Source organism: Polaromonas sp. (genome assembly GCF_043778355.1).
Taxonomy (GTDB): Bacteria; Pseudomonadota; Gammaproteobacteria; order Burkholderiales; family Burkholderiaceae_C; genus Polaromonas.
Genome location: NZ_JAYWHI010000007.1, coordinates 17,449 through 36,563 on the forward strand (window position 1 = coordinate 17,449; position 19,115 = coordinate 36,563).

Sequence of the window (19,115 nt, forward strand, 5' to 3'; positions counted from 1 at the left end):
GCCGCTCCTGGCGTCAGGCTTCAGGGCCTGTCGCGCAAAAGGCGTGCCACCTCCGCCTGCAGATCGGTTGCCCAAGCCCTGCGGTCGCGGCCATCGGCGCGCTGGGGCTCACCGACGGCCACTTCGGCACGCAGGTGCGTGACACACAGGGTTTCCCAGATCGACACAAAAATCGAATCGTCGTCAATGTAACGCGGCGCAAAACTGGTTTGCCCGGTGTCCGCATCGACAAAACGCAGGGCCAGCGGCTGCACCGGTGCATCGGCTGAAATGGCGGCCTGCAGTAAATTGGCATGAAACGGTTTCATGGCAATGCCGTCGCCGGTGGTGCCTTCCGGAAAAACTGCCAGCACCTCACCCAGTTGCAGTCGCTCGACCATGTGGTGCACAACGCGATGGGCGTCGCGCCGCGATTCACGCTCGATATACAGGGTGCCGGCGCCGCCGGCCAGGGTGCCCACCAGTGGCCAGTGCCGGATATCGGCCTTGGAGACAAATCGGCAGTAACGCGAGGCATGCATCACCACAATGTCCAGCCAGGACAGATGATTGGCCACCAGTAACGCCGGGCCCGCAGCCACAGGCCGCCCCTGCAGCACCAGCGTGATGCCCACGCCGCGCAGCATGGCCTGGGCCCACGCCTGCACCCGCGCCTCCTTCGCGTGCTGCGTCAGTTTGGGAAACCGGAAAACAATGGTCCACATCCCGCCCGCGATATGCGACAAGGCCCACAGCAGCCGCCAAACGGCCCTGACTTGACGCATGCCGCTCAGGCCTCGTAGGCGAGTTGTCCACCCACCAGCGTCCAGCGCACGCGGGCCGGTAACTGGTAGCCGGAAAATGGGGTGTGTTTGCCCTGGCTGCGCAGCGTATCGGTCTGGACCGTCCACTCGGACTGGGCTTCAAACACACAGATGTCAGCGACACCGCCTTTGGCCAGTTGGCCGGTACTGGCTTGCAGCGTCCCGAGCGCGCTGCCAAGCACGCGGGAGGGCTCGCTGGTGAGTACGGCCAGCGCGCGGGACAAACCCGCGCCGCTGTCCTCGCCCCATTTGCAGGCCAGACCCAGCAGCAGTTCGAGCCCGGTCGCGCCCGGTTCGGCTTCGGCAAAAGGCAAGGTTTTCGCATCAGCCTCCACCGGGGTGTGGTCCGACACCAATGCATCGATGGTGCCGTCCAGCAAGCCCTGGCGGAGCGCATCGCGGTCGCGCTGCTGGCGTAGTGGCGGGTTCAGCCGCATGCGGCTGTCAAAGTAGCCGATGTCGGTATCGGTCAGGTGCAGGCTGTTGATGCTGACATCAGCCGTCACCGGGAGCCCTTCAGCCTTGGCGCGGGCCAGCAGCGCGACACCCGCGGCGCTGCTGATGCGGCAGATATGTACCCGCGCACCGGTCGCTCGCATCAGTTCAAACAGGGTGTGCAGCGCAATCGTTTCTGCCGCCACCGGCACGCCGCTCAGGCCCAGTCGCGTCGCAAGTGCGCCGCTTGCGGCCACGCCGCCGCCCAGCCAGCTGTCCTGCGGGCGCAGCCAGACGGTGTAGCCGAAGCTGGCGGCATATTGCAGCGCGCGCAGCAACACCTGGGTGTTGGCGAGCGGCACATCGGCCTGGCTGAAGCCGACACAGCCGGCTTCGGTCAGTTCCACCATTTCCGTCAGGGCCTCGCCCTTGAGCGCCCGTGTCAGAGCGCCCAGCGGGAACACGCGCGACTGGTGCAGTTTTTCAGCGCGAAACTTCAGCATCTCGACCAGGCCGGGTTCGTCAAGCACCGGATCAGTGTCGGGCGGGCAGACCAGACTGGTCACGCCACCGGCCACCGCCGCGGCGAGCTCGCTTTCGAGCATGCCTTCATGCTCGTAGCCGGGCTCGCGCAGACGCGCCGCGAGGTCAACCAGCCCCGGCGCCACGATACAGCCCGTGGCATCAATGGTCTTGTTCGGCGTGAAGTCAGTCGGCGCCCCCTGGAGCGAGACGATGCGCCCAGCGGCGATGGTCACATCCCCTACTGCGTCATGGCCCGATGCCGGGTCAATTACGCGGCCGTTTTTGATGAGTATCTTCATGCTTTTTCTCCGCAGCGCGCGAAACGACAAGTTCGGGGAGACATGTTTTTCCGCCGGGCCGCTCCAAGAAAAAATGCGCATCCTCGGGGGGCAGCGCAGTGCGCGCTGCGACAAGCGTGGGGGCAAATGTTCATGCTTCGTTCCCGGCAACGATGCTCATCACCGCCATGCGCACGGCGATGCCGAAGGTGACTTGCGGCAGGATCACGCTTTGCGCGCCATCCACCACAGCCGAATCAATCTCGACGCCGCGGTTGATCGGGCCGGGGTGCATCACGATGGCGTCCGGTTTGGCCAACCGCAACTTCTCGGTGGTCAGGCCGAAACTTTTGAAAAACTCCTGGCTGCTGGGCAACAAGGCGCCGGACATGCGTTCGTTCTGCAGCCGGAGCATGATGATCACGTCGGCGTCCCGGATGCCTTCTTCCAGCGTGTGGCAGACCCGCACACCCATCTGGGCCATGTCGGCGGGCACCAGGGTTTTAGGTCCGACCACACGCACTTCGGGGCAGCCCAGTGTGGTCAGCGCATGGATATCCGAACGTGCGACGCGCGAATGCAGCACGTCACCGACGATGGCCACCGTCAGCTTGCTGAAGTCCTTCTTGTAGTGGCGGATGGTGTACATGTCGAGCAAGCCCTGGGTGGGATGCGCGTGGCGGCCGTCGCCGGCGTTGATCACATGCACATGCGGCGCCACATGCTGCGCAATCAGGTAGGGCGCCCCCGACTCGCTGTGACGCACCACGAACAGGTCGGCGGCCATCGCGCTCAGGTTGGAGATGGTGTCGAGCAGGGACTCGCCCTTGGACGCCGATGAGCGCGCAATGTCAAGGTTGATCACATCGGCCGACAGCCGCGTGGCGGCGATTTCGAAGGTGGTGCGGGTGCGGGTGGAATTCTCAAAAAAGAGATTGAACACACTTTTCCCGCGAAGCAGCGGCACCTTCTTGACCTCGCGGTCGCTGACACTGACAAAGCTGGCGGCGGTGTCCAGGATTTGTGTCAGTGTGGCTTTGGGCAATCCTTCAATCGACAACAGGTGAATCAGTTCACCGTTTCTATTGAGCTGTGGATTTCGTCGGTACAGCATGCTCAGGCCTTGCGCGCGGCCAGGCCGACAGTAAAAGGGTTCATGGGGTCGCTCCTTGCACCTGAAAACTGAACTGACCATCGTCGCCGCGGGCCAGAGCCAGCGACTGCGTCGCTGGCAGGGCCACACGCGCTGCGGCGAAGTCCGCCTGGATCGGCAATTCGCGGCCGCCGCGGTCCACCAGCACCACCAGCTTGACGCTGGCCGGGCGTCCGTAGTCGAACAACTCGTTGAGCACCGCACGTAGGGTGCGTCCGGTGTAGAGCACATCGTCGAGCACGATCAGGTCGGCGCCGTTGACATCAAACGGCAGTACGGTCTGGCCGCTCGCCGACAGGCCGCGCCGCGAAAAGTCATCGCGATGCATCGCCGAAGACAAGCTGCCGGCTTCGTCCGCCAGGGCCAGGTCGATGCGCAGACGCTCTGCCAGCCAGACACCGCCGGACGCCACACCGACCAGGCGGGGCACGCGATCATAGGTGGCCAGCAACTGCTGCATGGCGCGAAGCACTTCACGGTACAGGGCTTCGGCATCCAGTGTCAGGCTGCTCATGCCGCCTCCCGACGCTGCCCCTGCACACGGGCATCCTCCGCGTGATGCGGTTCTGCTCTGCTCATGAAAGACTCCTTAAAAACTGCTCGAGAATTATGCAGGCAGACGCCGCATCGGCATCCGATGCGCCTTGTGACAGGGCTTCCGTCGTGCTGTAGCGCTCATCAACCTCGAACACCTGAAGACCTGAGCGCCCGCGCAACTGGCGGGCGAACTTCAACGCGCGTGCCGTGTTCTCATGGCTGGCGCCGTCGGGATGGTACGGAATTCCGACAACCAGGGCATCGGGCTGCCATTCCTCTATTTTCGCGGCGATGGCTGCGAAGCGGGCATCCCCTTCGGCGGCAATACTGCCTTGCGGCGTCGCGGTGCGCGTGAGCCGGTTGCCAGTGGCCACACCGGTACGCTTGAGGCCGAAGTCGAAAGCGAGAAATGTTTGCAACTCAGCGCTCATGGGTGTGTCTAGAAATTCGAGTACCGGGATGCAGGGCAAGGCGCACGGAACGGAGGACACCGGAATGCACTTGGGTGCATGAGGATTCCGAGTACCGCGCAACGCGGCCATGCGCCTGGTACTCGGATTTATAGATACGCCCTCATGCGTGGCCGGCCTCGGGGGACAGCATCCAGCTCTGCAGACCCAGCAACAGCAAGGCCTTGTCATAACGCTGCTCGACCGGCGTATCGAAGATCAGCGACATGTCCGCTTCCACGGTCAGCCAGCTGTTTTCTGAAATCTCGGACTCCAGCTGGCCCTCGCCCCAGGAGGAGTAACCGAGCGAAACAAACACCTTGCGCGGTCCGGCGCCAGTGGACAGTGCCTCCAGCACGTCCCTTGAGGTGGTCATCTCCAAGCCGCCCGGAATGGTCATGGTTGAGGCGTACACCGACTCGCTACCCGCCAGCATGCATTCATGCAGAACAAAGCCGCGTTCGGTTTGCACCGGGCCGCCCTGGAAGACTGGTGACTCGGTCAGGTCGTCACGCCGCAAGGGCAAAGCGACCTTGTCGAAAAGATTTTTCAGGTTGATGTCGCTGGGCTTGTTGATCACCAGCCCCAACGCGCCACGGTCACTGTGCTCGCACATGTAGACCACACTTTTGGCGAAGGCCTCATCGTCCAGACCGGGCATGGCAATCAGGAAGTGGTGGGTAAGATTGATCGGTGCAGAATCCATGGCCATGGGCTGATTTTACGCACAGGGCGCTTTGACCGGCAGAAAATCGGTCTGCCACGCCTCCCTCCCGGCCACCGGCCTGCAAACTTCGCCAAAAGCAAGGTAAATCCTCCGACCATGAGCAAACAATACGACACCGGCCTGATGTGGTTCCGCCGGGACCTGCGGTGCCACGACAACGCGGCGCTGTACCACGCGTTGAAAACATGTCGCCAGGTCTTTTGCGTGTTCGTGCTGGACCAGGGCATTCTCGGCGCCCTGCCCCGGGCAGATCGTCGCGTCGAGTTCATCCGGGAATCACTGGTTGATCTTGCCGGGCAATTGCAGCAGCTGGCGAGCCAGCATGGCATCGACGGGGCAGGTCTGGTGACGCTGCACGGCCGGTCCGCTGCGTCCGTGCCGGAACTCGCCAGCACCTTGGGCGTCAAGGCTGTATTTGCCAGCCACGACGATGAGCCGCAGTCACTGGCACGGGACCAGCAGGTCGCCAGATCCCTGGCGGCGGCCGGTATGGCTTTTCACAGCTTCAAGGACCATGTGATTTTCGAACGCCAGGAGGTGCTGACGCAGGCCGGCAAGCCCTACAGCGTGTTCACACCCTATAAAAACGCCTGGCTCAAAAAAGTGGATGCCTTTTACCTGCGCGCCTATCCGGTCGGGAAGCACGGCGCAGCGCTCGCGCCCCTGCCTGCGGCCTGGCGCGCGGGCGTGCCCGAGCTGGGTGCGTTCGGGTTTGAGCCGACCAACCTTGCGGCACTGAAAATTCCGGCCGGCAGCGCCGGCGGCAGGAAGCTGTTTGATGACTTTGTCGCGCGCATGGACCAGTACCACGCCACCCGGAATTTCCCGGCCGTCAAGGGCCCGAGTTACCTGGGCGTGCACCTGCGCTTCGGCACAGTCTCTATCCGCGAACTGGCGGCGACCGCCTTGCGCATGCAGCAAGGCGGCAGCGAGGGCGCCGCGGTCTGGCTCAGCGAGTTGATCTGGCGCGATTTTTACGCGCAAATCCTGAGCAACTTCCCGCATGTGGCCACGGCCTCTTTCAAGCCGGAGTACGACGCCATCCAATGGGAGCAAGGGCCAGGCGCCCAGGCCCTTTTTCAGGCCTGGTGCGAAGGGCGTACCGGCTACCCGCTGGTTGATGCCGCGATGGCCCAGATCAACCAGACGGGTTACATGCACAACCGATTGCGCATGGTCACTGCATGTTTTCTGATCAAAGACCTGGGCATTGACTGGCGCTGGGGCGAGGCCTATTTCGCGACGCACCTCAACGATTTTGATCTGTCGGCCAACAACGGGGGCTGGCAGTGGGCCTCCAGCAGCGGCTGCGACGCACAGCCCTATTTCCGGATCTTCAACCCGGTGACGCAAAGCGAGAAGTTTGACGCCGGCGGCAAATTCATCCACAAATATTTGCCGCAACTGGCCGGACTCACCGGGGCCTCGCTACACAGCCCCTGGCTGGCGAGCCCTGTCGAACTGGCTGCTGCGGGGCTTGAACTGGGCAAGGACTACCCGCTTCCTATCGTGAAACACGATGAGGCCAGGGCCCTGACGCTACTGCGCTACGCCCCCGTCAAAAAACCAGCAGAGCCTGAATTGCTATAATTTTTATAGCTGCTTGCGCTTGCCAGCCATGGGCTGACGGCCCTTTTCACTTCAAGTTGTGAGCTCCGCACTGCAATAGTGGCGGATCAGGCTGAGCAACTCGTCTTCAGCGTACGGCTTGCCGAGGTAGTGATCGACACCCAATTCCTTGGCGTGTTCGCGGTGTTTCTCGGCAATCCGGGACGTGATCATGATGATGGGCAGGCTGCTCAGACGCACGTCACCGCGAATGTTGCGCGCCAAATCAAAGCCGTCCATGCGCGGCATCTCGATGTCCGACAGAACCACCGTGGGCCGTTCTTCCTGCAGACGCTCCAGCGCCTGCAGGCCGTCGGCCGCCATGGAAACACGGTAGCCTTCGCGCTGCAGCAGGCGCTGGGTCACGCGCCGCACCGTGATGGAATCGTCAACCACCAGGATCAGCGGAATCAGCGGCACCACCGGCATGGATGGTGTCACAGCGACGCTGCCGCCACCCGCGTCCGCAGACTGCTCCAGCATGTGCGGCTCGGCGCTGTCAGAACTCCAGCCGCGGGCCTGCTGCCCGTACACCGTGGCCAGCGCCACCGGGTTGTAGATCAGCACCACCGCACCCGAGGCCAGCACCGACATCCCCGCCAGACCCGGCAGGCGCGACAACTGGGGCCCGAGGTTTTTCACCACCACCTCCTGGTTGCCCAGCACCTCATCAACGTGCAGGGCAATCCGCTGGGCGGCGCTTCGGAAAATCACCACCGGTGCGGTTTTCCCCTGAGGCTCGCTGCTGCGGCGCGACGCCTGCAACAAGGCGCCGGACCAGAAAAAGGGAACGCTCTCACCCGCAACATCCAGCACGCCGCTGTTATAGGCCTGCTGCAGATCCTTGGCAGAAATTCGGCGTACGGTCTCAACCACGTTGGCAGGCACACCCACCGACGAGCCGCCTGCGCGCAACATGACAACCTGCGTCACAGCGGTTGTCAGGGGCAGGACCAGCTTGAAGTTGGTACCCTTTCCCGCCGCTGTGGTGGTTTCAATCCTGCCGCCCAGGGCATTGACCTCGGAGCGGACCACGTCCATGCCGATGCCGCGGCCGGCGAGTTCGGTCACTTGCGAAGCGGTGGAAAAACCAGGCATGAAAATCATGTTGGCGGCTTCGTCATCACCTATTTGCTGGCCCGGCGCGATCAGCCCGGAAGCCTGGGCTTTCTCGCGAATCCGCTGCAGGTTCAGCCCGGCGCCATCATCGCGAAACTCGACAGACACGTCATTGCCCGATTGCTGCACACTGACGGTGATCAGGCCGGAAGCATCCTTGCCAGCGCCCGTGCGGGCTTCAGGGTCCTCGATGCCGTGGGCCACACAGTTGCGCAGCAAATGTTCGAACGCCGGTGTCATGCGGTCCAACATGCCACGGTCCATCTCGATGGTGCCGCCTTGCAGGTCAAGACGCACCTGCTTGCCGGTTTCTTTGGAGGCCTGCCGAACCACGCGGTACAGGCGCTCCGAAATGCCTTCAAACTCCACCATCCGGGTGCGCAGCAAATCGCGCTGCAACTCGCGGGTCTGACGCGCCTGGGCAATCAAATCGTCTTCGGTCGCTTCAACGGTGCGCTGCAAGGTGCGCTGCACGGTCGCAACGTCGTTGACCGACTCGGCCATCATGCGCGTCAGCTCCTGCACGCGGGTGAAGCGGTCGAACTCCAGCGGGTCAAACCCGAGCTGCGCTTCCTTGGCCTGCTGCAAGCGGGACTGCATCTGGGTTTCAGAGTGCAACTCCACGTCGCGCAATTGCGAACGCAAGCGGTTCAAGTTACCGCTCAGGTCATTGAGCGAGCCGCGCAACTGATTGAGTTCAGCCTCCAGGCGGGAACGTGTGATCATCACCTCGCCGGCCTGGTTGACCATGCGGTCCAGCAACTGGGAACGCACACGGATCGATCCAGAGGCCGCCGGACGCAATGGCTGCAAAGCCGTCGCCTGGGCCATGGACATCATGACCTTGCGGCCACCGGCCGGCGCCAAGGCTGTGCCCTGTGGGGTTTCCGGCGTATCAGAATCGTGGCCCGCGGCAGGCTGCGACAAAGGCTGCAGCGGTTCAAATGTTTCGGCTGTGCCTGGATGACGCAAGGCCTCGAAGTTCGCCTGCATGGCATCAAACGTCGCCAGCAAGGTATCAAAATTTTGGGACCCAGCCGCGTCAGAGCCCAGATGCTCGATGTCCGACTCAATGCGGTGGGCCATTTCCCCCAAACGCATGGCACCAGCCAGCCTGGCACTTCCCTTGAGGGTATGCAAGGCACGCAAGACCTCATTGCGCGCGCCCAGGTTGTCAGGGCGCGCAGACCACTGGCGCAAGGCTGCACCAAGTTGCGGCATCAGCTCGGCGCCTTCCTCCTCAAAAATCGGAAACAAATCGGGATCGATCGCATCCACAGCGTCGAACTCATCGTCCAGGTCTTCATTGAAAACGGCAGGAGCAGACGACTGCACAGCGGCGGCGAGGACCGGCGCGGACTCGACTGGTGGCGGAGGCGGCGCCGGGACAAGACCCGTGGCAGGCGACGGCGCTGAGGGCGCTGCGGACACCAGAACCGGCGCACTTGTCACCGCCTTGATGATGAATCGGGTGACAGGTTCCACGGCCGCACTTTTTGGCGCTTCTGCCGCGGCAGGAGGCGTGGGCTGGACCACAGGCTGAGCCGGCTCTGGGCCAGAGGGGAAAGCCACGTTATCGGCAACCGGCGCCGGGTCAGTGGCAGCGTCTGAAAAATCGATCTCGCGCAGTGCCTGAAGAATTTTCGGATCGGGTTGCTTGAGGAAACCAGCCGCAAACTGGTGCAACAGACGCCGAATGTCCTCGGCGGCATCAATGAACAGTTGACCGTGCTTGCCACCGCCATGCCCGAGCTGGATCTGCGACTGCTGAAGCGCATGCTCAAGCGCGCGCGCCACCTCGGAGAGCGCGTCAAATCCAACCGTGGAAGAACTGCCCACCAGCGAATGGGTCAACGCCAGGGCCGAATCTCCGATAGGCTGCCCCCGCTCCATCGTCCACTCCGTGACTTCGGTCACCAAGCGGCGTGACCATTCATCGGCCTCGTTCAAATACACGTTGTAAAGAGGAATACCAATGCGCAGCGAGCCGATCACCTTGATCTGCTCGTCCCCGCTCATATCCATGGTCAGGGGCTCAGCAAGGTCATCCAGAGCGTCAGGGGTTTCGAATTCAATGTCCAGTTTCGATGACGCCGCGGCGGACGCCGGCTCAACAACAATCTCGGGAGCAAGATCAAAAAACGCGTCAGCGTCAACCTGCGAGGCCTCCGACAGATCATTCACCACCGCAACGGCATCAGGTTGCGGCGTTGTCGAATTGACGAAATGCGCATCAAAATCAGTCGTCGAAAGTTCCAGCGAATCGGCTTCCGTCGCAAGCGCCGGTGCTGGCGCCTCGCCAAGATCCAGGTCGAACATCACGTCAACAGCGGTCGGACTTCCAGCCGGCGCATCACCACTCGGTCCCGACAACGCTGACAAACTGTCGAAATCAATGCCCTGAATATCGGCCAGCGCCTGCTCCGGCGCAACCGCAGCAGGCGTGGCAGGCGACGGGTCGCTCAAAGAGAAGTCGAAATCAAAATCGGTTGGCGCCTGAGCAACCGCGATATCGGGGCCAGGCTGCGCAAGCGTAGCGGCTGGTTCCGATTGCTCTGGCAGCACGATGGCACTGAAACGCCCTTCAGTGCGCATGGCATCTGCGCTCGCGCGAAACGGCCCGGACCTCCACTGGGCATCACGGTTGGCTGAAATGTCGTCAATCCACGCAACAAACCCGTCCATGGCCTGAACGCACAGGGCGCGAAACGAGTCATCGGACGATTTTTGCTCAGCCAGCCAGCCATTGAGCAGTTGCTCCATCGACCAAGCTGCCTCGCCAAACTCGTTGAGTCCAACCATGCGGGAGCTGCCCTTGAGGGTGTGGAAGGCGCGACGCAGTATCGTCAGCTCACCAACATCGCCCGGTTGTTGGTCCAGGGCTGAAATAGCGGCCTGCGCATGCCCAGCAACCTCGCGCGCTTCCTCCAGGAAGATATCCCGCAAGTCGTCTTCTTCAAAGTTCTCCTCGCTCACCGGCACAGCAGCAGGCGCGACAGTCTCGACGGTGGCCGCGACCAGATCGGTCAGCGAGCCAGATGCGGTGGGGGTATGTCCGGCCACGGCGATCGCAGCATCTCGCGCGGTCTGCGCCAGACCCGGCTGATCGGCCAATGCCGCATGGATCGCCAGAACATCAAGCTTGACGCTCAGATTTTCGGCTGAAGCTCCCGCTTGCACATCCTGCACAACGGACAGCACTTCCTGAGAGAGTTCGCTGTTCGCCGTCAATGCGGCGGTGTCGGGTTGCGCCTGGCTGCGCCCCATCAATGGTTTGAGTTCACCTTTAACTTCGTCGTAAACAAACAATTTTTTGGCCAGCGCGGGCTGGTAATTGAGCATGTCAATCAGGAAGCTCAAAGCACCCAGGTTGTTACCCAACTGATCAAATGTTCCAGCCGATCGGGCCAGTTGCTCGTCAACTTCGGTGACCAGCATTTGCTCCACGCTGTCCCGCATTCTCAGCACCGCGTGAGAGGCCTGGTCAAGCCCCAGCACCGACAACACACCCCGCATCTGAGAGAGTTGCCCAGGCACTGCAGCCAGCACAGCTTTTTCCTGCGGATTGCGGAAAAACAGGTCCAGCGACTTTTCCAGCTCGCTCAGAGAGATGCGCAACTCGCCCACCACACTGCCCATGGTCTGTTTATCGCTGACGTGGCGATACAGTTCTTCCATCCAAGGCTCAAGGGGTTGAGCTTCGCCGCCGTTACGCACGCCTTCGAGCCGCTCTGCCAGTCGGGCCGTCCGGACCGTCAGTTGCGGATCATTGGGATCGAGGTCGTCAAAGGCCGCTTCCAGGTACAGAACGGCTGTCGCCGCTTCCAGCGCCAGTTCGATCGGTGGCGCTTGCCCCGAGCGAACCGTGGTCTCGATCACTCGCGACAATGCGAGCGCAAGCGGCTCGCTGGGAGGATGGAGCTTGACCAGCGAATCCGTCACCAGACTGAACTGGTCAGCCAGCGTTTTGAATTTGCCGAGATCACCGGCAGTCAGCGATGACCAGGTTTCCTTGGCCGAGACAATGCGTTTGCGGGCTTGTGCCAACAAAGCCGGGTCAAAGCGGCCAAACTGCACCGCCTCGTAGTCCACCGGCTTGAAGCGGTCCAGTCCATAACTCGCACGAACTGCCGACAACACGGGTGCAACGCTGGCAGGTTTGGCGACCGCCTGCGAGCAGAAAAATAACAAATCCTGCACCAACCGGTCTGAAGCATTGGTGCTGCCCTTGGCGAACGATGCGTATTGCAACAGAATACGCGAAGCTGCACGCTTGACGTAGATATCGACACGCAGAAGGCCGTGCGACAAAGCTTCAAAATAACCGGCCGCAACTTTCCAGAACACACGGGGCTCACCACCGGGCTGCGCCTTGGCAAAACCGAGGCACATGTCTCTGAAACTTTGGGACGCCTGCGCGTCGCCGGTACGCATGATTTTCAGGACCAGCTGATCAAGCATCTGCCGGGATGCTTCATCGTAAGCCCGCGCCGTGTTCGGCAAGTCCGTGACCGGCTCAATCCAGCGCAAGTCGAACATCCAGAGATCAGCGGGATGGATCCGATCAGCCCCTACCAGGCCTTGAACATCACGGTACTGCGGAAACAGGGAAACGGCGGACACGGGCTTGTCCGCCAGCACACCTTCGAGATATTCGGTCAGGGCAAAACTTGCGAGTTCGACTTTGGCCGCCGCATCCTGGCTGCACTGTTCGGGACGCTGGATAAATCGCTGCACCGCCGCTTCCATGGCACGCAAAACCAGCGCCGGAGCGCCCAAACCCACCATCTCAAGCGCGCCTACGGCCTGGTGCAACTGCTGACGCGCAATACGCAACTGACTGGCATCCAGCGCGGCGAGGTCTGAACCTCGGGCCAACTCAGCATCCCGGACAAAGCGCTTCAGGGCTTTGGCAGAGCCGTCCAGCGACTTACGCAATTCGTCCAGGACCCAGGCCAGCGGGCCCAGATCATTGACCGCCAGGTCAAGTTCAGCGGCTGTGGAGTTCGGGTCGTTCGATTGCATAGAGGGCGGGCCGGTTCATAAATCGGAGTTCACGGACAAAGACGATACGAACCTGCCATCAAGCAATCTTGAATCGCGATACAGACTGCCGCAACTCTTCCGCCATGCGCGACAGATCACGCACCTGCTGAGCCGTTGAGCGGGTACCTTCTCCGGTCTGCTCTGTCACTGCAAAAATGTGCTGGATGTTGCCGGCCACCACGTTCGCAGACTCCGCTTCACGGGAGGCAGATGTAGAAATCTGCTCAATCAGGTCAGCCAGTCGACGTGACACCAGGTCAATCTCGGACAGCGCAGTGCCGGCGCTATCAGACAGTTTTGCCCCCTCAACCACACCCTGCGTGGAGCGCTCCATAGCGGCCACCGCATCCTGGGTGTCCGTCTGAATCGCCTTCACCAGCGCGGAAATCTGGCGTGTCGCATCTGCCGAACGCTCAGCCAGACGCTGCACCTCCTCGGCCACAACGGAGAAGCCTCGTCCTGCTTCGCCAGCGGACGCCGCCTGAATGGCCGCATTGAGCGCCAACACGTTGGTCTGCTCGGTAATGTCTGAAATCAGTTCCGTAATTTCACCAATCTCCTGGGAAGATTCACCCAGTCGTTTGATCCGTTTCGAGGTTTCCTGAATCTGGTCCCGGATCGAGTTCATACCGCCGATCGCGTTTTGCACCGCCTGCAAGCCTGATTCGGCAGCGGTCAGCGACTGACGCGCCACCTGGGACGATTCCTGCGCCTGGGTGGACACCTGATTGATTCGGGTCGCCATGTCGAGCACCGATTGACCGGTTTCACGAATTTCGCGCAGCTGTTCGGTGGACGCAGCAAGCAGCTCGGTCGAGGTACTTTCCACCTGCGCGGTGGTTTGCGCCACTCGTGTCGCCGTGTTTTGCACGTTACCTACCAGCTGCCGCAACTCTTCCACCGTATAGTTCACCGAGTCGGCAATGGCGCCGGTAATGTCTTCGGTCACCGTCGCTTCCTGGGTCAAATCGCCCTCGGCCACCGTCTGCAACTCGTTCATCAATCGCAAAATCGCCGCCTGGTTGGCGTCATTGACACGTTTGGCGTCCTGCTCCTGGCCCTTGGCTTCCAGCCGTTGACCCTCGGCAACGCCCTGACGCTGCCGGCTGTCCAGCACCTGCAGACGGGCCAGACCCGCCGCGCACAGCAGGGCGAATGCTGCCGCCACCGCCAAGGTGGTCAGCGCGCCAACACCCAGACCCGTTTGCGATGACAACTTGCCCTGAATGTCTTCCAGTCCGCGGCGCAAGGGTTCGCTGTCGGAAATAATCGACGCTTGCGCCTCGCGCGCTGATACCAGACCTTGCAAGTTACCCAGAATGGCACCGGCCTGCACCCGCGTCTGCTCATACAGCGCCATCAAGGCCTCAAGTCGCTCACGCGTCTGCGGGTCCTTGGAGCCCGTCAGACGTAACTCGGGACTGCCTTCCTGCAAACCCTGGGCGATTTCCTTGAACGAATTCAAATCCTTACCGAGCAAGAAAACGGCCTCAGGGCTCACGCCTTCCATGGTCAGGAATTCGTTGGCTGATTTACCAATCCGCTGCGTCAACATCACCAACTGGCCGGCCGCGGAGATTTCTGCGGGCGCCGCATTTTGCTGAAGTTTGAGAGAAGAAACGGTCTCGGCAATTTCCAGCAGGTCGGACGACTGCCGGTTGATGGTGCGCAAGGCGTTGCCCACCTGGGTCAAGATCGCCTGCTGGCTCATCACGGTTGACGCGTTCTTTTCAGCACGCTCCATGAGTGGGGTCACCACATCGACATCGGGCTGCAGCTCGGGAGAAACGGGTTCGAGACGCAAGGACGCTTCACCGACCTTCAGACCGCGAACGGTTTTGGCCAACACATCCGAGCTTTCCCGCACGTCCGGGAAAGCCTGGGCACTTCCCACCAGGGCCTGAGAAACCGACTTGGCAAGACGCTGCGACTGCATCAGCGACTGTCCGGTGGCAGCCACCTGCTGCGCCACCTGATCCGCCTGGTTCAGCGCAACAAAGGTCACCGCGCCCAGCACGACCACCGAAAAACCCAACAACACCACCAGCACCTGTTGGTGCGCACCCATACGCCTGCGCCCCAATACCGGGAGCGACAACAACTCGCCGTCTTCCGCCCTGTCGTCGCCATTCTGGCTTTCGGGCCCGGTACTGTCTTCCGCCTGCTGCGCTGAAGTCATGGCACTGGGTGAATTCATGGCTCCCGTCGCCAGCGGATCGACCGACATGTCAAGGGAAACATCATCCATGCTGTCCTGGGATGCAGCGGGCTTTGTTTTGAATAGCTTCTGGATAGTTTCAATGACAGACATGGTGAGCCTTCCGGGGAAAAAACTGAAAGCGCTAGGCGCTGATGGTCAAAAAATGGGCTTGCTGCGCGAGCGATTGCAGGTTGATCTCCTGCCAGGTGGCGCCGTTGGCATCGACATAACTGTGGCCAAAAAATTCCGGCGCTTCGGGAGATTTTTCAGAAAAATCTGTAAACGCCTCGGGATTGCGCAAGCCGGACAGCTTGTCAATTTGCAGCGCACAATTGATTTCAAGCGCACTGTTGAGCGCAACCAACCGCGACTCTGTTCGCGCCATTTCACTGCGCGGCGGCGGCATTTTTCCAGTGACAAAACTCGCCAGATCGACAATGCCGTACAGGCCACCACGCAAATTGGCAACCCCGGCAAACCAAGGCTGGGTGTAAGGCACGTTTTGGGCGCTGACCCACGGGAAAATCTCCCCGGACTGATTCAGCGGAAACAGGTACTTGTCGCCCCCCGCCTCCACCGCCAGCCAGGAGGCCGAAACACCCTGCGTCTTTGCGGCTTGCAGCCTGTCGGCCAGGCGGCTTTGGAGCTCTCTAAGTGCTTGTCGGTTGGCCATGCTTTAGCGATGTCGGTGGAGCGTCAGCCCAGCGCCTTGATTTTTGCCATCAAATCCTCGGCATCCACCGGTTTGGTGATGTAGTCCTTGGCGCCCTGGCGCATGCCCCAGACACGGTCGGTTTCCTGATTTTTGCTGGTGCACATGATGATCGGCACATCGGCGTACAGGGGATCCCGTGTGATGGCGCGTGTGAGCTGAAAGCCATTTTGCCCAGGCATCACCACATCCATCAGGATCAGGTCAGGTTTTTCCTCGGCAAGCCGACGAAAGGCATCTTCGGCGTTCTCAGCGGTTTTCACCGAAAAACCGTTCTTGCCGAGCAAATCGGTCATGAACATCAGTTCGGTTTTGGAATCGTCCACGATCAGAATTTTTTTGATGGCCATTACGCTACTCCTTGTTTTGCGCTGCCCAGTTCCTGCACGGTCTGCAGTAACTGGTCCTTGGTAAACGGCTTGGTCAGGTAGTCTTGAGAGCCGACCATCCTGCCCCTCGCCTTGTCGAAAACGCCGTCTTTTGAAGACAGCATCACAATCGGTACGGTTGAAAATTTCGGGTTCCGCTTGATGATCGCGCAAGTCTGGTAGCCGTCCAGGCGCGGCATCAAGATGTCGCAAAAAATCAGATCCGGCAGATAGTCGTTGACTTTGGAGAGTGCATCAAAACCATCTTCAGCCAAGAGCACCTCATGGCCGCCTTGTTTCAGGAATATCTCTGCGCTGCGTCGTATGGTGTTGCTGTCGTCGATGACCAACACCTTGAGCCCTGAACTGGGAATACTCACTGACTTTGCTCCTTAGGGCGCGTAGCCAACAGACAGGCGTCCGCTGCGTGTTTGTAGAGATAGGGGCATTCAGATCTGAACCATTTCAAAGTCTTCTTTTCGAGCCCCGCACTCGGGACAGGTCCAGTTCATTGGGACCTGGGCCCACGGCGTGCCTGCCGCAATACCGTGTTCAGGCGCCCCTGTCGTTTCGTCGTAAATCCACCCACAGATTAAACACATCCAGGTCATTGTTTGAGTCACAGCTTAAGTTGCCTTCGAATAGAATGCAACAATTGTATCGAGGCGGCGTTGCTTATTCGCGTACAGGTCAAAATCCAGCCTATGGCAAACCCCAACCCTCCTCCTCTGGACAGCCCGCAATTGGAAACAGAGGACGGCGAAACCGCTCCCGCTTGCGTGATGACCTTCAATGCCAACGACCCCAGTGGTGCCGGTGGCCTGACAGCCGACATCAGCGCCATCACATCTGCCGGCGCACACGCGCTGGCTGTCGTTACAGGCGCTTATGTGCGAGACACTGCCGAGATCTTCGACCACATCTCCTTTGATGAAGAGGCCGTGACCGAGCAAGCGCGCACCGCCCTTGAAGACATGCCGGTCAGTGCCATCAAGGTCGGCTTTGTCGGCAACCCGGAGAACATCAGCGCCATCGCGGAGATTGCATCCGACTATGCCGATGTGCCACTGATCGCCTACATGCCCAACCTGTCATGGTGGAACGAAGAAGCCATCGACAATTATCTTGACGCCTTTCGCGAACTGTTGCTGCCGCAGACCACAGTGCTGGTGGGCAACCACAGCAGCTTGTGGCGCTGGCTGTTGCCGGATTGGGCCGGCGACAAAAGCCCGTCGGCCCGCGATATCGCCAAGGCCGCCGCTGAATTCGGCGTGCCCTACACGCTTGTCACCGGCATTCCCCTGCCCGAGCAGTTCATCGACAACGTGCTGGCCACGCCGCAGGCGGTGCTTTACAGCGAGAAGTTCGAGCGTTTTGAAGCCGTGTTTGCAGGTGCCGGCGACACGCTGACCGCCGCCGTCACGGCGCTGCTGGCCAATGGGCACAACCTGCAAGCCGCTACCAGCGAAGCCCTGACCTACCTTGACCACAGCCTGGACGCCGGTTTTCACCCCGGCATGGGTCACATCGTTCCCGACCGGCTGTTCTGGGCCCAGACAGACGACACCCCCCCCGATGGCGATGACGATAGCGATGAGCCCGACAGCGCTGAACCCGTCCCCGCTCTCCCCTCCTTTGACCTACCCACCAATGGCACCAAGCACTAGTTCCGACATCTCCCGCAATACCCTCCTTTTTGAACGTGCCCGCGCACTGATTCCCGGCGGCGTCAACTCCCCCGTCCGCGCCTTCAAGGCGGTCGGAGGCACACCACGGTTCGTGCAACGCGCACAAGGGGCCTACTTTTGGGATGCCGACGGCAAACGCTACCTGGACTACATCGGATCCTGGGGGCCCATGATCCTGGGCCACGGTCATCCCGCCGTGGTCGAAGCCGTCCAGAAAGCATTGCTGGAAGGCTTCTCATACGGCGCCCCGACCGAGCGCGAAATCGAGTTGGCCGAAGAAATCGTCAAGCTGGTTCCCTCCATCGAGATGCTGCGTTTGGTCAGCTCCGGCACGGAGGCCGGCATGAGCGCCATCCGCCTGGCCCGCGGCGCCACGGGCCGCAGCAAGATCATCAAGTTCGAAGGTTGTTACCACGGCCATGCCGACGCCCTGCTGGTCAAGGCCGGCTCGGGCCTGGCCACCTTTGGCAACCCCACCAGCGCCGGTGTGCCACCGGAGGTGGTGCAGCACACACTGGTGCTCGAATACAACCATATTGCCCAGCTCGAAGAAGCCTTTGCCCTGCATGGCAGCAGCACCGCCTGCCTGATGATCGAGCCAATCGCTGGCAACATGAATTTTGTGCGGGCCAGCGTGCCCTTCATGAAGCGCTGCCGCGAGCTCTGCACCGAGTACGGCGTGTTGCTGGTGTTTGATGAAGTGATGACCGGTTTCCGCGTCGCGCTGGGCGGCGCGCAAAGTGTCTACGCAAAGAGCATTCCGGGCTTCAAGCCCGACATGACGGTGCTGGGCAAGGTCATAGGCGGCGGCATGCCGCTGGCGGCTTTCGGCGGTACTCGCGCGGTGATGGAGCAACTCGCACCTCTTGGCCCGGTGTACCAGGCCGGCACGCTGTCGGGCAATCCGGTCGCCACTGCCTGCGGCCTGGCCACCTTACGTGAAATTTCCAAACCCGGGTTTTATGAAGCACTGGGCGAACGCACCCGCAGCCTGACCCGTGGTCTGACGCAAGCAGCCGCGGGGGCCGGCATCAGTTTTTGCGCAGACAGTGAAGGCGGCATGTTCGGTTTTTTCCTGCTGGACAAGCTGCCGCAGAACTATGCGACCGTGATGACAACCGACAGCCCGGCCTTCAACCGCTTCTTCCATGCCATGCTGGACAAGGGCGTGTATTACGCGCCAGCCTTGTATGAAGCCGGCTTTGTCAGTTCGGCGCATACGGCTGCTGACATTGAAGCCACCGTCGAGGCTGCCGTTCAGTTCTTTGCCGGCCGCTGAGCTTTTACAAGCATCACGCTGCGTTCCCGGCTCGCATTTGGCCGGTAGGTAGAACTCCCCACTCCCACCCCTAACCCCTCCCTCGCCCCGCTGGGCGATGGCGGGGGACTTCATGTGGCCGCGTGTGCTGCGCTCGCGTGCAAACATGACCGTTCGTTAAGATTCCCGTGCAGGAAGCGCTTTGCGCT

Annotated in this window: 15 protein-coding genes; 3 read left to right on the plus strand and 12 right to left on the minus strand. The window is 61.2% G+C overall.

Annotated elements, in window-relative coordinates; genetic code table 11:
* Positions 1–20 precede the first annotated feature (20 nt).
* From ACH2CW_RS00995 to ACH2CW_RS01020, 6 genes are all read right to left on the minus strand, one after another.
* Positions 21–764, minus strand: coding sequence for a lysophospholipid acyltransferase family protein (locus ACH2CW_RS00995; RefSeq protein WP_395054935.1), 744 nt, complete (start codon positions 762–764; stop codon positions 21–23).
* Positions 765–769: 5 nt separating this feature from the next.
* On the minus strand, positions 770–2,062 hold the full coding sequence (locus ACH2CW_RS01000; protein ID WP_395054937.1) for a dihydroorotase: 1,293 nt from the start codon (positions 2,060–2,062) through the stop codon (positions 770–772).
* Between the two features lie 130 nt (positions 2,063–2,192).
* Positions 2,193–3,155: an aspartate carbamoyltransferase catalytic subunit gene (locus ACH2CW_RS01005; RefSeq protein ID WP_395054939.1), complete on the minus strand. Its 963-nt coding sequence runs from the start codon at positions 3,153–3,155 to the stop codon at positions 2,193–2,195.
* A gap of 40 nt (positions 3,156–3,195) precedes the next feature.
* Positions 3,196–3,708 carry a bifunctional pyr operon transcriptional regulator/uracil phosphoribosyltransferase PyrR gene (gene pyrR, locus ACH2CW_RS01010; RefSeq protein ID WP_395054941.1) on the minus strand — a complete coding sequence of 171 codons (513 nt, stop codon included), beginning with the start codon at positions 3,706–3,708 and terminating at the stop codon, positions 3,196–3,198.
* A 61-nt stretch (positions 3,709–3,769) separates the two neighbouring features.
* Positions 3,770–4,162 carry a Holliday junction resolvase RuvX gene (ruvX, locus tag ACH2CW_RS01015; RefSeq protein ID WP_395054943.1) on the minus strand — a complete coding sequence of 131 codons (393 nt, stop codon included), beginning with the start codon at positions 4,160–4,162 and terminating at the stop codon, positions 3,770–3,772.
* 142 nt (positions 4,163–4,304) lie between these two features.
* Positions 4,305–4,892, minus strand: a complete 588-nt coding sequence (locus tag ACH2CW_RS01020) for a YqgE/AlgH family protein (protein ID WP_395054945.1) — start codon at positions 4,890–4,892, stop codon at positions 4,305–4,307.
* Positions 4,893–5,003: 111 nt separating this feature from the next.
* On the opposite strand from ACH2CW_RS01020, the gene ACH2CW_RS01025 reads away from it, so the two are divergent.
* The gene (locus tag ACH2CW_RS01025) at positions 5,004–6,497 is read left to right on the plus strand and encodes a cryptochrome/photolyase family protein (protein ID WP_395054947.1); all 1,494 of its coding nucleotides are present in this window, start codon (positions 5,004–5,006) and stop codon (positions 6,495–6,497) included.
* A 51-nt stretch (positions 6,498–6,548) separates the two neighbouring features.
* Here the strand turns inward: ACH2CW_RS01025 and ACH2CW_RS01030 are convergent, their stop codons facing one another.
* The 6 genes from ACH2CW_RS01030 to ACH2CW_RS01055 all read right to left on the minus strand — a co-directional run bounded on the left by ACH2CW_RS01030 (position 6,549) and on the right by ACH2CW_RS01055 (position 16,583).
* On the minus strand, positions 6,549–12,659 hold the full coding sequence (locus ACH2CW_RS01030; protein WP_395054949.1) for an Hpt domain-containing protein: 6,111 nt from the start codon (positions 12,657–12,659) through the stop codon (positions 6,549–6,551).
* A 58-nt stretch (positions 12,660–12,717) separates the two neighbouring features.
* Positions 12,718–14,991 carry a methyl-accepting chemotaxis protein gene (locus ACH2CW_RS01035; protein WP_395054951.1) on the minus strand — a complete coding sequence of 758 codons (2,274 nt, stop codon included), beginning with the start codon at positions 14,989–14,991 and terminating at the stop codon, positions 12,718–12,720.
* Positions 14,992–15,022: 31 nt separating this feature from the next.
* Positions 15,023–15,553: a chemotaxis protein CheW gene (locus ACH2CW_RS01040; protein WP_395054953.1), complete on the minus strand. Its 531-nt coding sequence runs from the start codon at positions 15,551–15,553 to the stop codon at positions 15,023–15,025.
* Between the two features lie 23 nt (positions 15,554–15,576).
* Positions 15,577–15,942 (minus strand): response regulator transcription factor, encoded by a 366-nt coding sequence (locus ACH2CW_RS01045; protein ID WP_188705702.1) that lies wholly within the window; start codon positions 15,940–15,942, stop codon positions 15,577–15,579.
* Complete coding sequence (locus ACH2CW_RS01050) at positions 15,942–16,340, minus strand: PleD family two-component system response regulator (protein WP_188705700.1); 399 nt, start codon at positions 16,338–16,340, stop codon at positions 15,942–15,944. Before ACH2CW_RS01050 ends, ACH2CW_RS01045 begins: the two co-directional genes overlap by 1 nt.
* Before the next feature lie 69 nt (positions 16,341–16,409).
* Positions 16,410–16,583 (minus strand): rubredoxin, encoded by a 174-nt coding sequence (locus tag ACH2CW_RS01055; RefSeq protein WP_372826220.1) that lies wholly within the window; start codon positions 16,581–16,583, stop codon positions 16,410–16,412.
* An 81-nt stretch (positions 16,584–16,664) separates the two neighbouring features.
* On the opposite strand from ACH2CW_RS01055, the gene ACH2CW_RS01060 reads away from it, so the two are divergent.
* Together ACH2CW_RS01060 and hemL are read left to right on the plus strand one after the other, a co-directional pair.
* Positions 16,665–17,627, plus strand: a complete 963-nt coding sequence (locus ACH2CW_RS01060; RefSeq protein WP_395054956.1) for a hydroxymethylpyrimidine/phosphomethylpyrimidine kinase — start codon at positions 16,665–16,667, stop codon at positions 17,625–17,627.
* Positions 17,611–18,927, plus strand: a complete 1,317-nt coding sequence (gene hemL, locus ACH2CW_RS01065; protein ID WP_395054958.1) for a glutamate-1-semialdehyde 2,1-aminomutase — start codon at positions 17,611–17,613, stop codon at positions 18,925–18,927. The genes ACH2CW_RS01060 and hemL overlap by 17 nt, the downstream gene beginning before the upstream one ends.
* Positions 18,928–19,115: the final 188 nt, after the last annotated feature.